Genomic DNA, 13,699 nt, shown 5'->3' with positions numbered 1-13,699 from the left:
GGGCTGGATTGATCGATTCCCAGGTGGCCGACGCGAGCCCCGCAAGCCCAGGCAGTGAGCCGTCGCGCCTTGACTGCCTGCGCGGCTATGACATCCTCGACACGGCGCCCGAGCGTTCGTTCGATGACATCGTCCTGCTCGCCGCCCGCATCTGCCAGGCGCCGATCGCGCTGGTTTCCTTCGTCGACGAGCAGCGGCAGTGGTTCAAGGCGCGCATCGGCCTCGACAGCGAACAGACGCCGCGCGACATCGCCTTTTGCAACCACGCGATCCGGCAGCCCGATGCGCTGCTGACGGTGCCTGACGCGCGGCTCGACGCGCGATTCGCGGGCAACCCGATGGTCACGTCGGCCCCGCACATCCGCTTCTACGCAGGCACCGCCCTGGTGACCCCCGACGGCCATGCCCTCGGCACGCTGTGCGTCAAGGACGTCGTGCCCCGCCAGCTCGACGCCGCGCAATGCGACGCGCTCGAGGCGCTGGGGCGCCAGGTCGTCACGCTGCTGGAGCTGCGCCGCAGCGTGCGCGAACGCCGCCTGCTCGACGAGCGCCACCGGCTGGTGCTGGAGTCGGTGGCCAACGCCATCGTCATGGTCGACGAGGCCGACCGCATCGTGCTCGCCAACGCGCAGGCGCAATCCATCTTCGGGCACGCGCCGTCCGATCTGATCGGCCAGCCGATCGACCTCCTGATCCCCCCGCGCCAGCGTCTGCAGCGGCGGCTCGAGCGCCAGGCGCTGCGGGCCGGCAGCGCCGCCCAGCCCCAGGCCGCCGAGACCCTCGGCCTGCATCAGGACGGCAGCACGATCGCCACCGAAACCGGCCTGACGCGCCTGGTCTCGGACCGACAGACTTACCTGATCGAGTCGGTGCTCGACGTGAGCCATCGCAAGTCGATCGAGGCGCGCCTGAACGCCATGCAGACGCTGCATCAGGCGATCGTCGACAACGCCGGCTGCGCCATCATCGCGGCCTCGCCCGAGGGGCTCGTCACGAGCTTCAATCCGGCCGCACAGCGGATGTTCGGCTACAGCGCCGAGGAGGTCGTGGGCCTGCGGCGCCCGGAGGTCGTCGACGGCGTGCTCGAACTGGCGGCGGCCACCTTGGCGTCGCGCCCGCCGGCGTTCGAGATGCCCGCCGCCGGCGACCGCGAGGGCGGCCCGAGCGGCTGCGAATGCGCGTGCGTTCGCAAGGACGGCAGCCGCATTCCCGTGCTGCTGTCGGTCACCGCGCTGCGCGACGGCTTCGGCGCCCAGACCGGCTTTCTCGGCCTGGCGATCGACATCAGCGATCGCAAGCGCACCGAGGACCTGCTGCGCGCCAAGAACGAAGACCTGCGCACCTTCGCCTACACCGTCTCGCACGACCTGAAGGCGCCGCTGCGCGGCATCGTCGGCTATGCGCAGGAGCTGATGCGCCGCCACCAGGACGGCCTCGGCGAGCGCGCGCGCTTCTGCCTCGCGCAGATCATCACCGCCACCAACAACCTCGACCAGCTGATCGAAGACCTGCTCGACTATTCGCGGCTGATCGCCGAGAAGCCGCTTTGCGGCAAGGTCAGGCTGCCCGAACTGGTCGATCGCATCCTGTCGGACCGCAGCCACGCGCTGGCCGAACAGGGCGTCGAGCTCGACGTGCATGTGCCCGGCCTGGTCGTGCGGACCTGGGAGCGCGGCCTGCACCAGGCGCTCAGCAACCTCATCGACAACGCCCTCAAGTACAGCCGCCAGGCGCAGCCGCCGCGCCTGCGCATCCGCGCCGAAGCGGCGGACAACGGCTGCCGCATCAGCGTCGCGGACAACGGCATCGGCTTCGACATGAAGTACCACGATCGCATCTTCGGCCTGTTCAACCGGCTTGTGCGCGCCAGCGACTACGAGGGCACGGGCGCGGGGCTCGCGATCGTCGCCAAGGCGGTCGACAAGCTGGGCGGGCGCGTTCATGCCGAGTCGGTGCCGGGGCAGGGCGCCGCCTTCTTCATCGAGGTGCCGCACCTGCCGGCCGAGGTCTGCGCTTCCTGATGAACGCCGCAACACGCCCCGACGGCGGCCCGCCCCGCCTGCGCCCGATCCTGATGGTCGAGGACAACGACATGGATCTCGACCTGTGCATGCAGGCCTTCAAGGAACATGCGATCGCCAATCCGCTGGCGGCCTGCCGCGACGGCGAGGAGGCCATCCAGTACATCGATGCGCATGCCGATCCCGCCGATCCGGCGCTGCCCGTCATCGTGCTGCTCGACCTGCGGCTGCCAAAGATCGACGGCATCGACGTGCTGCGCTACGCGCGACGGCATCCCGTCTGGCGGCAGGTCCCGTTCATCGTGCTGACCACGTCGCGCCAGGACAGCGACATCGGCGCCGCCTATCAACTGGGCGTCAACTCCTACATCGTCAAGCCGGTCGATTTCGTCGAGTTCACCGAGGTGGCGCGGCGCATCGAGATGTACTGGGTCCTCACCAACGTCCAGCCCTTCCACAGTCCCTGAAAGGGCCGCCGCGCCGCGGGCCGCACGATGAAATATCTCTACGCCGAGGACAACCCGGCCGATGCCGACCTGCTGCGCGCGCACTTTGCCGCCGCGGCGCCCGAGGTGCAGATCGACGTGGCCGACAGCGGCGAGGCCTGCCTGCGCAAGCTGGCCGCCGATCGCTTCGACCTCCTGCTGCTCGACAACCACCTGCCCGACATGGACGGCCTCGCGGTGCTGCGCGAGCTGCGCGAGCGCGGCCACACGCTGCCGGTCGTGATGGTCACCGGCGCCGGCGACGACAGGATCGTCTGGCGTGCGCTGCATGAAGGCGCCAACGACTACGTGCCCAAGTCGGCGGATTACCTGGACGGCCTGCCGCAGCTGCTGGCGACGCAGCTGCGCCGCCACCGCGACCGCAGCCTGCTCGACCGCGCGGACCGCAAGCGCCAGCACCGCGTGCTGTACGTCGAGCCCAACGCGATGGACGCCGAGCTGACGCTGGCGCACTTCGCGCAGTGTTCACCCGATCTGCAGCTGCATGTCGTGGCCAGCGCCGACCACGGGCTCGTGCAGCTGGATGGCCATCGCGACGATCGCGCCTTCGACCTCGTGCTGACCGACCTGCGCCTGCCCGGCATGTCGGCCATGGAGTTCATGCGCGCCGCGCAGCACCGCGACATCGAAGTGCCCTTCGTCGTCATCACCGGCCGCGGCGACGAGGCGACGGCGGTCGCGCTGCTGCGACTGGGCGCCTACGACTACATCGTCAAGCGCGACAACTACCTGGTCCAGCTGCCGCACGCGCTGCGCCACGCGCTGCACCGCTTCGAGCTCGACAACGTCACGCGCGGGCTGCAGGCCGAGCTGATGGCGCTGAACGCGTCGCTCGAGCGCAAGGTGGCGCAGCGCACCGCGCAGCTGCAGGCGGAGGTGCAGGCGCGGCTGCAGGCGCAGGCCGACCTGCAGCGCAGCGAAGACCTGCTGAAGATGGCCGGCCGCATGGCGCGGCTGGGCGCGTGGATGATCGACCTGCCGGCGCGCGGCATGGTCTGGTCCGAGGAGCTGGCGCAGATCTACGAGGCGCACGTCGACTGCGCCCCCAGTCTCGAGGACTTCATCGCCTCGTGCGAGCCACCGGGGCGCGAGACGATGCAAGCGCGCCTCGACGCCTGCCTGCGCGACGGTGCGCCCTTCGACGAGGAGGTGCAGATCGCCACGGCGGTCGGCCGCATCGTCTGGGTGCGCGTGATCGGGCAGGCGGTGCGAGACGCCAACGGAGGGCTGCTGCGCGTGCAGGGCACCGTGCAGGACATCGACGAACGCAAGCAGGCCGAGGCACACCGTCAAGACCTCGAGGCGCGGCTGCGCGAGTCGCAGAAGCTCGAGGCCATCGGCACCTTTGCCGGCGGCATCGCGCATGACTTCAACAACATGCTGGGCGCCATGCTCGGGCATGTGGCGCTGGCGCGCGGCGAGGTCGAGCCGCAGCATCCGGTGCAGTTCAGTCTCGGCCTGATCCACCAGACGGCGGCGCGCGGGCGCGGCCTCGTGCAGCAGATCCTCGCCTTCTGCCGCCGCCAGCCGCCCAGCTTCGTCGCCCAGCCGCTGCGTCGCCTGGTCGACGAGGCGATCGCGATGCTGCGCCCGATGCTGCCGGCGATCGTGCGCGTCGACGCGGTCTGCCGGCCGACGCCGGTGTGGATCGAGGCCGACGGCACGCAGGTCCAGCAGGTGCTGATGAACCTGTGCGTGAACGCCTGGCATGCGATGCGCGGCGGCCCTGGCCACATCGAGATCGGGCTCGACATCGTCGCGCCGGACCAGGCCGCGGCAGCCCCGGCGCATGCCCCGCGCGCGCACCTGTGGGTGCGCGACGACGGCTGCGGCATGGACGCCGCGACCCGCACGCGCATCTTCGAACCCTTCTTCACGACCAAGTCCGGCCACGGCACCGGCCTCGGCCTGGCCGTCGTGCACGGCATCGTGGCGGCACACCGCGGCTCGATCGTCGTCGACAGCGCGCCCGGCCAAGGCAGCGTGTTCCACCTCTACTTCCCGCTCGCCGAGCCGCGCCGCAGCGAGGCGCCGGCCCTGCCGCAAGACGAGGCCGACGACGCCCCGTTCGGTGCGCGCGTGCTCTACGTCGACGACGACGAAGTGATGGCGCTGGTCGTCGAGCGGCTGCTGCAGCGCGCGGGTGTTCGCGTCACGGTGTTCCAGGACGCACGCGCGGCGCTGCAACAGGTGCGCTGCGACGCGCAGGCCTTCGATGTCGTGGTCTGCGACTACAACATGCCCACGCTGACCGGCGTCGACCTCGCGCGCGCGCTGGGCGGCATCGCCCCGCAGCTGCCGGTCATCATCAGCTCCGGCTACCTGCCGGACGAGGCGCGTGCCGAGGCCATGCGCCTGGGCGTGCGCGGCATCGTGCACAAGGAAAACATCGTCGAGGACCTCGGTCGGCTGATCCGGCAGGTCCTGGCGCAGCAGCTGGTCAATTGAGCTCGCTGCGGCCGCCGTCGACCGCGGCGCGCGCATCGGCCTCGCATTGGGCCTGCAGTTCGGCCCAGCCGTCGGCGCCGAGGCGCTCCAGGGTCTCGATGTTGCGCTCGTAGATCGACTCGGCCTCGGGAAACGCGTCGACGGCGCGATCGACGCTGGCCTCGCGCAGCAGGTGCAGCGTGGGGTAGGGGGCGCGGTTGGTCGCGTTGGTGACGTCGTCCTCGTCGGTATCCTCGAACTGGTAGCGCGGGTGGAAACTCGCGACCTGCAGCACGCCGGCATAGCCGAGCTCGTCGACCGCGGCGTCGGCGGCCTCCAGGAAGTCGTTGTAGTCGAGGAAGTCGCCGAGCACGCGCGGATGGATCAGCAGCGTGGTGTCGTGCGCCGCCGGGTCGGCATCGGCCAGGCGGTGCATCTCCTCGCACAGCGCGGCCAGCAGCGCGTCTTCGTCCTCGGCCGGCGTGACGACATAGCGCACCTGGCCCTTGACCTGCACCGCGCGCGCGAACGGGCACAGATTGAGGCCGATCACCGCGCGCTCGACCCAGGCGCGCATGCGGGCGATGACGAGCGCGTCGTCGTCGTTGGGCAAGGTTTCCATGAGCGCATTGTCCCTCGCGGCTCGGCGATGATGCGCGCCTTGCCGCTTGCCGACCCCCGCATGACCTCGCTCGAACGACGCCTCGGACTCGACGCGCCCATCACGCGGCGCGACTTCCTGCAAGGCGTCGCGCTGTCGGGCGCCGGGCTCGCGGCCGGCGCGCAGGCCGCCTCGCCGGGCGGCTATCTCGGCCAGACCGATGCCGACAGCGCCGCCTTGCACGCGCTGCGCTTCGGCGCCGAGCGGCCCGAGCTGCCGGCCTTCGATGCCGCGCGCGACGAGACGCACGACCTGGTCGTCGTCGGCTCGGGCATCAGCGGGCTGTCCGCTGCGTGGCTGTACCGCCGCCATGCCGGCGCCGCCGCGCGCGTGCTCGTGCTCGACGGTCAGGCCGAGCTGGGCGGCCATGCGCTGCGCAACGAGTTCGTCAGCGCCGGCGGTCGGCGCGTGATCGGCTACGGCGGCTCGCAGTCGCTGGACTCGCCCTCGCAGTGGTCGCCGGCGGCGCGCGCCTTGGTCGCGGACGTGGGCATCGATCTCGCGCGCTTCGAGCAGTGGTACGACCGGCGCTGGTCCGAGGCGCGCTGCCTGACGCGGCGCGCGATGTTCTTCGACCAGGCGCAATGGGGCGAAGACCGCTTCGTTCGCCATGCCGCGGACGCCAAGACGGCGCAATGGGCGGCACTCACGCCGCTGCACCCGCGTGCAGCCGCCGATCTCGCCGGCCTGATCGAGCGGCCGCGCGACTGGCTGCCGGGCCTGTCGTGCCGCGCCAAGCGCGAACGCCTCGCCTCGATCACCTATGACGACTTCCTCACGCGCCTGTGCGGCCTGGATGCGCAGCTCACGCGCTTTTTCAGTACCCGCACACGGGCCTACCTCGGCGCCGGCACCGACGCCGCCAGCGCGCTCGACGCCTACGCGCTCGGCCTGCCCGGCTTCGCCGCGATGTCGCTTGGCGGCGCCGCCGACGAGGCGATGAGCCCGAGCGCGCGACAGGCAATCGCGGGTCGTGATGCCTACATCTACCACTTCCCCGACGGCAACGCCGGCCTGGTGCGCGCGCTGCTGCGCGGCCTGATCCCGGCGGCACTGCCGGGCGAAGGCATCGAGTCGCTGGTGCTGGCCGAGAGCGACGACGCCCAGCTCGACTCGCCCGGCAACGCCGTGCGCATCCGCCTGCGCAGCCCGGTGCTGCGCGTGCGCCATGCGGGCGCGCCGCGCGATGCGCAAGCGGTCGACGTCAGCTATCTCGATGCGCAAGACCGTACCCGCACGGTGCGTGCGCGCCACGTGGTGCTGGCCTGCTGGAGCCGGGTGATCCCGCTGTTGTGCGGCGACGAGTTGCCGCGTCGCCAGATCGAGGCGCTCGACGACCAGGTCAAGGTGCCGCTGGTCTATGCCAACGTGCTGCTGCGTGGCTGGCAGGCCTTTGCCGCCGCCGGCATCGACGGCTTCTCGATCCCCGGCGCGGACCTGTTCACCAGCGTCGGCATCGACATGCCGGTCAGCATCGGCAGCTACCGCTTCGCCGACCGGCCCGACGATCCCGTGCTGTTGCACCTGAGTGCGGTGGTGCTGGGCGGCGCGCCGGGCTCGTCGCCGCGCGAGCAGGCCGCCGCCGGCCGCGCCCGCCTGGCGACGCTGCGCTTCGAGGATCTCGAGCGCGCGATCCGCTCGACGCTGCAGCGCGCGCTGGGCGCCTTCGGCTTCGAGGCCGCACGCGACATCGAAGCGATCACGATCAACCGCTGGGCGCATGGCTATGCCTACGAGTACATGCGACCGTGGGACCGCTACTGGCCGCGCGGCGCGCTGCCCGCGCTCACCGCGCGCCGCGGCTGGGGCCGGGTGGCCATTGCAAACTCCGACGCCGGCGCCTTTGCCTATGCGCACGGCGCGATCGACCAGGCGGTGCGTGCCGTCGGCGAGTTGCTGCCGCAGGCGCGGCTGCCGCGGGCAGCGCAATTGCCGGGGCCGTTCGGGGGCTGACACGACAACGAGGAGATTGACGATGACACGCAAGCCTTTCTCGCGGCCGCTCGCGCTGGCCGCTGCGCTGTTGCTGGCGGCCTGCGCCAGCGTGACCAACCCGGTGACCGGCGAACGCGAGTTGTCGGTGATGGACGAGCAGGCCGAGATCGCCGAGGGCAAGAAGGCGCATGCCCAAGTGCTGCAGGAGTACGGCGTCGTGCAGGACGCTCGCCTGCAGGCCTACGTGAACGATCTCGGCCAGCGCCTGGCGAAGCAGTCGCATCGCGCCAACCTGCAATGGACCTTCACGGTGCTCGACAGCCCGGAGATCAATGCCTTTGCGCTGCCCGGCGGCTACGTCTATGTCACGCGCGGCATCATGGCCTACATGGAAAGCGAGGCCGACCTCGCCGGCGTGATGGGCCACGAGATCGGCCACGTCACCGCGCGCCACGGCGCGCAGCGCGCGACGCGCCAGCAGACCGCCGGCCTCGGCGTGCTCGCCGCCAGCGTGCTCGGCGCGGTGGCCGAGGCCTACGGTTTCGGCGGCGCCGGCGACCTGGCGAGCCAGGCCTCGCAGGCGGTGGCGGCCGGCTATATCGCCAAGTACAGCCGCGAACAGGAGCTGCAGGCCGACCAGCTCGGCGCCGAGTACCTCGCGCGCAACAGCTACGACCCGAAGAACATGGTCGACGTGATCGAGGTGCTCAAGCGCCAGGAGCAGTTCGCCGCCGACGCCGCGCGCGCCGAAGGCAAGCAGCCCAGGCAAGGCGGCGACTGGCTCGCCTCGCACCCGAGCAACGAGCAGCGCCTCGCGCAGATCCGCCAGACCGCGGCCAACTACGTCGGCAAATCGCCCGCCGGCGGCTACGCCGAAGACGGCCGCGCCCGCTACCTGCAGGCCATCGACGGCCTGGTGTTCGGCGACAGCCGCGAGCAGGGCGTGGTGCGCGGGCGCGGCTTCTATCACGAGCCGCTGGGCATCGCGATGACGGCGCCCCAGGGCTGGAAGATCCAGAACGCGAGCGACGCGATCACGCTGGTCAACGCGGCGAGCGACGCCGGGCTGGTCGTCAAGACGGTGCCCGACAAAGCCGGATCGACGCACGAGGAGATCCTGCGCAACGTCTTCAAGCCGACCGCCGGGCGCGTCGAGAAGCGCGAGCTCAACGGCTTGTCGGCCACGCATTTCGTCGGCCAGCGCCAGAACGCGCAGGGCCAGCGCCAGGCGGTGACGGCGACCGTGGTGACCGGGCCGCAGAAGCAGAACTACGTGATGCTCTACGCGGCGCGCAACGAACAGGCGCTGGCGCGCGCGATGCCACAGCTGGAAGAGGCCGAGAAATCGTTTCGCGCGCTGAGCGCAGCCGATCGCCAGGCCGCGCGACCCTGGAAGCTCAACGTTGCGCCGTTCCCGCGCGGCGGCTTCGCCGAGCTGGCGAAGCGCTCGCCGCTGCCGCCCGAGAGCGCCGAGCGGCAGCTGCAGCTGATCAACGGCGTCTACGGCGGCACGGCGGCGCCGCAGGTCGGGCAGAGCGTGAAGGTCGTCGAGTAGCGAGCGACCAGGCGAGCGCTACTTCGCCCAGCCGTCCTTCAGCCCGGTGATCTTGTTGAACACCGGGCGGCCGGGCGCGTGGTCGACGCGGTCGGCGACGAAGTAGCCGTGGCGCTCGAACTGGAACTTGTCGTCGGGCTTCGCCGTGGCGAGCGAGGGTTCCAGGTAGCCGGTGACGGTCTTCTTGCTCGCCGGATTCAGCACGGTCAGGAAGTCGCGGCCTGCGGCATCCGGCTGGGCTTCGGTGAACAGGCGGTCGTACAGGCGCACCTCGGCGGCGAGCGCGTCGTGCACGCCGACCCAGGTGATCGTGCCCTTGACCTTGACCGCATCGGCGCCCGGCGTGCCGCTCTTGGTGTCGGGCACCAGCTTGGCGAGCACCGCGGTGACCTGGCCGGCCGTGTCCTTCTCGCAGCCGGTGCACTCGATCACGTAGCCGTACTTCAGGCGCACCTTGTTGCCGGGGAATAGGCGGAAGAAGCCCTTGGGCGGCGTCTCGGCGAAATCGTCGCGCTCGATCCAGTCCTCGGGACCGAGGCTGAAACGGCGCGCACCGAGCTCGGGACGCTGCGGATGCGCGGGCGCCGAGCAGGCCTCGCGATGCGATTCGCTGCCGAACACCTCGGCCCAGTTCGTCAGCTTGAGCTTGACCGGCTCGAGCACCGCCATCGCGCGGGCGGCCTTGCCTTCGAGGTCGTCGCGCAGCGCGACGTCGAGCGTGGAATAGTCGATCCAGCTGTCGGCCTTGCTGACGCCGATGCGCTCGCAGAACAGCTGGATCGCCTCGGGCGTGTAGCCGCGCCGGCGCAAGCCCACCAGCGTGGGCATGCGCGGATCGTCCCAGCCGCTGACGTGGTGTTCGTCGACCAGCTGCTTGAGCTTGCGCTTGCTGGTGATCACGTAGGTGAGGTTCAGGCGGGCGAACTCGTACTGGTGCGGCCGAGGCTGCGCCAGCAGGCCCAGATCGCACAGCTTGTCGAGCAACCAGTCGTAGAACGGGCGCTGGTCCTCGAACTCGAGCGTGCAGATGCTGTGGGTGATGTTCTCCAGCGCGTCTTCGATCGGGTGCGCGTAGGTGTACATCGGGTAGATGCACCAGGCGTCGCCGGTGTTGTGGTGCGTGGCGCGCTTGATGCGGTAGAGCGCCGGGTCGCGCAGATTGATGTTGGGCGACGCCATGTCGATCTTGGCGCGCAGCACCGCGGCGCCGTCGGGGAGCTTGCCGTCGCGCATCTCGCGAAAGCGCGCGAGGTTCTCCTCGGGCGTGCGGCTGCGGTAGGGGCTGTTCGTGCCGGGCGTGGAGAAGTCGCCGCGCGTGGCGCGCATCTGCTCGGGCGTCTGCTCGTCGACGTAGGCCAGGCCGGCGGCAATCAGTGCCTCGGCCGCGCGGTACATGAACTCGAAGTAGTCGCTGGCGAAGTAGAGATGGTCGGTGCCGCCGGCCTGCCAGTCGAAGCCGAGCCACTTGACCGCGTCGACGATGGCGTCGACGTACTCCTGCTCTTCCTTCTCGGGATTGGTGTCGTCGAAGCGCAGGTGGCAGATGCCGCCGTAGTCGCGCGCCAGGCCGAAGTTCAGGCAGATGCTCTTGGCATGGCCGATGTGCAGGTAGCCGTTCGGCTCGGGCGGAAAGCGGGTGCGGATCTTCGCCGGGTCGGGCTGGCCTGTGGCCTGGTGGGCGGCGTCGCCGGGGCTGCCGGCGAAGCGGCGCTGGGCGTAGGTGCCGGCCTCGAGGTCGCGCTCGATGATGCCGCGCAGAAAGTTCGCCGGCTTGTGGCCGGGGGCGTCGGTGGCGTCTGAGGAATGGGCCATGGGTGCCAGATGGGGCGCTGTGGCGGGTCGAAACCCGCATGAATCAAGGGCTTGCGAGCGATTCTATCGACGGGGGTCGAAGCCCGCGTCGGCGCTGTTCACAGAGCTTTACTTACCCACGGACACAACCGGCTGTGAACCGCGCGCCGGCTTCAGTCGTTCAAACGGGTACGCGGCGTGCCAACGCTGCGCCAAGGAGTGATTCGATGAACAAGCTCGTGTCCCTGCGCAAGACCCTCGCCGTTGCCGCCCTGGGCGTCGCCGGCCTCGCGGCCACCGCCAGCGCACACGCCGGCAACGTGTTCTGGTCGATCGGCGTGAACCTGCCGCCGGTCGGAACTGTGGTTTCCAACGCGCCGGTCTATCCGGCGCCCGCCGTGGCCTACCCGGCACCGGCCGTGGTGTATCCCGCCCCGGCGGTGGTGTATCCGCCGGTGGTCTACACCCCGCCGCCGGTGGTCTATCGACCGGCCCCGGTGGTCTACCAGCCGGCGCCGGTGTACTACCAGCCCGGCTACTGGCGAGATGGACGCTATTACCACGACCGCGACGACCGCCGCGCCTATCGCCACGGCTGGCGCGACGGCCACCGCGCCGGCCACCGTCACGACGACTGACCAACAACGACAAGCGTGGTTCGAACGGCGCTGAATCCCAGGCTTCACCCCGCCCGCAAGCCCCGCGTCCGACAGGCCGCGGGGCTTGTCGTTTGGGGCGCTACATCGCCTTGAACCGATAGGCATAGAGCCGGCTGACGACGACGCGCTCGCCGGGGCGGCCGCGAAGCGTGAGGTGCAGCTTGCCGGCTTCGTCGCGCACGGCGGTCTCGATCGCGGTGGCGCGCACGATGGTGCCGCGGTGCACCTGCCAGAAGGCTTCTTCGTCGAGCCGCGGCTGCAGCTCGCGCAGCGAGGTGCGGATCAGGTGCTCCTTGCCGGCCGTGATCACGCGCACGTACTTGTCGGCCGCCTCGAACATCAGCACGTCGGCGACCGGCACCATGTGCAACGTCTGACCGCTGCCGGCCTGGATCACCTGCAGCGGCGCGGCCTGGGTCGATGACGGCGCGTCGGGCGTGCCGAGCAGGGCACGCAATTGCGCGAGCAGCGGCTCGGCCGCATCCGAGGGCACCGCCGGCGCGGCCGAGGCGCGCAGGCGCAACGCGGCGCGCAGCCGCTCGCAGGTCTGCGCCAGGCGTGCCGGCTGCACCGGCTTTTGCACGTAGTCGACCGCGGCGCGCTCGAACGCGGCCATCGCGTACTGGTCGTAGGCGGTCACGAAGACGATCAGCGGCAGCGGCCGGCCGTCGTCCGGCCAGTCCTCGACGATGGCCTGCGCGGCGTCCAGGCCGTCCAGGGCGGGCATGCGGATGTCCAGGAACAGCACCTGCGGGCGCAGCGCGAGCGCCCGCTCGACCGCCGCCTCGCCATCGCCGGCGTGGGCCAGCACCTCGAGTTCGGGCCACAAGGTCTTCAGCTCGGCGCGCAGCGCCTGCGCGAGCAGCGGTTCGTCTTCGGCGATGAGGGCGGTGGCGTGAATGGCGATGGCGCTCATTCGAGAGGCAAAGTGATGGTCGCAAGCGTGCCGCCGGCCGCAGCCGGCGCGAGCGAGAAGCGCGCGCGATCGCCATAGACGGCGGCGAGCCGCTCGCGCACCTGGTGGGTACCGAAACCGTGGCCTTCGGCCGGCGGGCGCTCGGGGTCGAGGCCGACGCCCGTGTCGTGCACGGCCAGCACCAGTGCGTCGGCGTCGCGATGGGCACGCACGGTGAGCCGCCCGCCCGCACGCGCGGGCTCGAGGCCATGCTGGATCGCGTTCTCCACCAGCGGCTGCAGCAGCAGCGGCGGCACCGGCTGCGCAGCCAGATCGGCGGGCAGCTCGAGCGCGACCTGCAGCCGCTCGTCGCCCATGCGCACCTGCATCAGTGCGAGGTAGTCGCCGATGCGCGAGAACTCGTCGGCCAGCGCGTGGCGGTCGCTGCGGCTGGCGGCCAGCGTCGCGCGGAGGAATGCGATCAGCCTGTCGAGCATGGCCTGGGCGCGCGGCGGATCGAGGGCGATCAGCGCGCGCAGGTTGGCCAGCGTGTTGAACAGCATGTGCGGCTCGAGCTGCGACTCGAGCAGCTTGAGCTGAGTCTCGGCGGCGACACGCTGGGCGGCCTCGGCCTTGGCATGGGTCGCGGCGAGCCGGCCGCGCAGCCAGAATAGATAGGTCGCGATTGCGCCGATCGTGATGCTGAACGTCAGTGTTCCGATCGAGCCTTGCCCCTTGAATTCCCAGGGCATCGGCAGGTCGAGGCCCGTCAGGAAGTTCCCGGCTGCGACGCCAACCGTATAGCCGGCCAGTGTGCCGGCCATGACGACGACCGTCATGCCGGGCCATCCTGGCCAGTGGTGACGGGCATGCTCGTGATCCGGAACGCCACGCCAGACCCAGCGGCTCATCGCCCGCCTCCCTCGGTCGATGATGAATCCGCACGAAAGCCCGATCGTGCAGGAATAGGCAAGGTTGTGGGCAAAGTTGCCGGCGTTGAGCGCCGTGAGGAAGACGGCCACGCCCAGGCACATCAGCATGGCGTGCAAGAGCCGCCTCGGCAGCGAATCGTTCGGCTTGATCATCGGGGCGCGTGTGCTTGGCATGGACTGGATCGATCCCGGGTGTGCGTCGCAGGCATGCTGGCTGACGCGCGTTTCAGTGGCCGCCGCCAGGCGACCGGCGCCGCCGGCGTGTCGTGAAACGCCATCTGCGCGGCGCGAAATGCGTCCCGATTTTTATGGTTAGG

Annotated in this window: 10 protein-coding genes; 6 read left to right on the top strand and 4 right to left on the bottom strand. The window is 70.6% G+C overall.

What is annotated here, in order from left to right; translation table 11 throughout:
• The first annotated feature begins 23 nt into the window (after positions 1-23).
• Genes ACO2TI_RS02135 through ACO2TI_RS02125 form a run of 3 tightly spaced genes read left to right on the top strand, consistent with a single transcriptional unit; the run spans position 24 to position 4,975 of the window.
• Positions 24-2,021 (top strand): GAF domain-containing sensor histidine kinase, encoded by a 1,998-nt coding sequence (locus tag ACO2TI_RS02135; protein WP_423281787.1) that lies wholly within the window; start codon positions 24-26, stop codon positions 2,019-2,021.
• On the top strand, positions 2,021-2,488 hold the full coding sequence (locus tag ACO2TI_RS02130; RefSeq protein WP_423281785.1) for a response regulator: 468 nt from the start codon (positions 2,021-2,023) through the stop codon (positions 2,486-2,488). The genes ACO2TI_RS02135 and ACO2TI_RS02130 overlap by 1 nt, the downstream gene beginning before the upstream one ends.
• A 27-nt stretch (positions 2,489-2,515) precedes the next feature.
• The gene (locus ACO2TI_RS02125; protein ID WP_423281784.1) at positions 2,516-4,975 is read left to right on the top strand and encodes a response regulator; all 2,460 of its coding nucleotides are present in this window, start codon (positions 2,516-2,518) and stop codon (positions 4,973-4,975) included.
• Here ACO2TI_RS02125 and ACO2TI_RS02120 read toward each other — a convergent pair.
• The gene (locus tag ACO2TI_RS02120) at positions 4,968-5,576 is read right to left on the bottom strand and encodes a DUF1415 domain-containing protein (RefSeq protein WP_423281783.1); all 609 of its coding nucleotides are present in this window, start codon (positions 5,574-5,576) and stop codon (positions 4,968-4,970) included. The two genes, ACO2TI_RS02125 and ACO2TI_RS02120, sit on opposite strands and share 8 nt — an antisense overlap.
• Before the next feature lie 60 nt (positions 5,577-5,636).
• Between ACO2TI_RS02120 and ACO2TI_RS02115 the strand changes: the two genes are divergently transcribed.
• Positions 5,637-7,568: an NAD(P)-binding protein gene (locus ACO2TI_RS02115; RefSeq protein WP_423281782.1), complete on the top strand. Its 1,932-nt coding sequence runs from the start codon at positions 5,637-5,639 to the stop codon at positions 7,566-7,568.
• Positions 7,569-7,590: 22 nt separating this feature from the next.
• Positions 7,591-9,105: a M48 family metalloprotease gene (locus tag ACO2TI_RS02110; RefSeq protein ID WP_423281781.1), complete on the top strand. Its 1,515-nt coding sequence runs from the start codon at positions 7,591-7,593 to the stop codon at positions 9,103-9,105.
• Positions 9,106-9,123: 18 nt separating this feature from the next.
• On the opposite strand, the gene ACO2TI_RS02105 is transcribed toward ACO2TI_RS02110, so the two are convergent.
• A complete protein-coding gene (locus tag ACO2TI_RS02105; protein ID WP_423281779.1) occupies positions 9,124-10,917 on the bottom strand; it encodes a glutamine--tRNA ligase/YqeY domain fusion protein in 1,794 nt (597 codons plus the stop codon).
• 206 nt (positions 10,918-11,123) lie between these two features.
• On the opposite strand from ACO2TI_RS02105, the gene ACO2TI_RS02100 reads away from it, so the two are divergent.
• Positions 11,124-11,534, top strand: coding sequence for a hypothetical protein (locus ACO2TI_RS02100; protein WP_423281778.1), 411 nt, complete (start codon positions 11,124-11,126; stop codon positions 11,532-11,534).
• A 100-nt stretch (positions 11,535-11,634) separates the two neighbouring features.
• On the opposite strand, the gene ACO2TI_RS02095 is transcribed toward ACO2TI_RS02100, so the two are convergent.
• Positions 11,635-12,471, bottom strand: a complete 837-nt coding sequence (locus ACO2TI_RS02095; protein ID WP_423281777.1) for a LytR/AlgR family response regulator transcription factor — start codon at positions 12,469-12,471, stop codon at positions 11,635-11,637.
• Positions 12,468-13,535 carry a sensor histidine kinase gene (locus ACO2TI_RS02090; protein WP_423281776.1) on the bottom strand — a complete coding sequence of 356 codons (1,068 nt, stop codon included), beginning with the start codon at positions 13,533-13,535 and terminating at the stop codon, positions 12,468-12,470. Before ACO2TI_RS02090 ends, ACO2TI_RS02095 begins: the two co-directional genes overlap by 4 nt.
• Between the last annotated feature and the right edge of the window lie 164 nt (positions 13,536-13,699).

Source organism: Caldimonas sp. KR1-144, from assembly GCF_049446155.1.
GTDB lineage: Bacteria > Pseudomonadota > Gammaproteobacteria > Burkholderiales > Burkholderiaceae_C > Rivibacter.
Note: the sequence above shows the minus strand (reverse complement) of the source record. Positions and strands in the feature narration are given on the sequence as shown.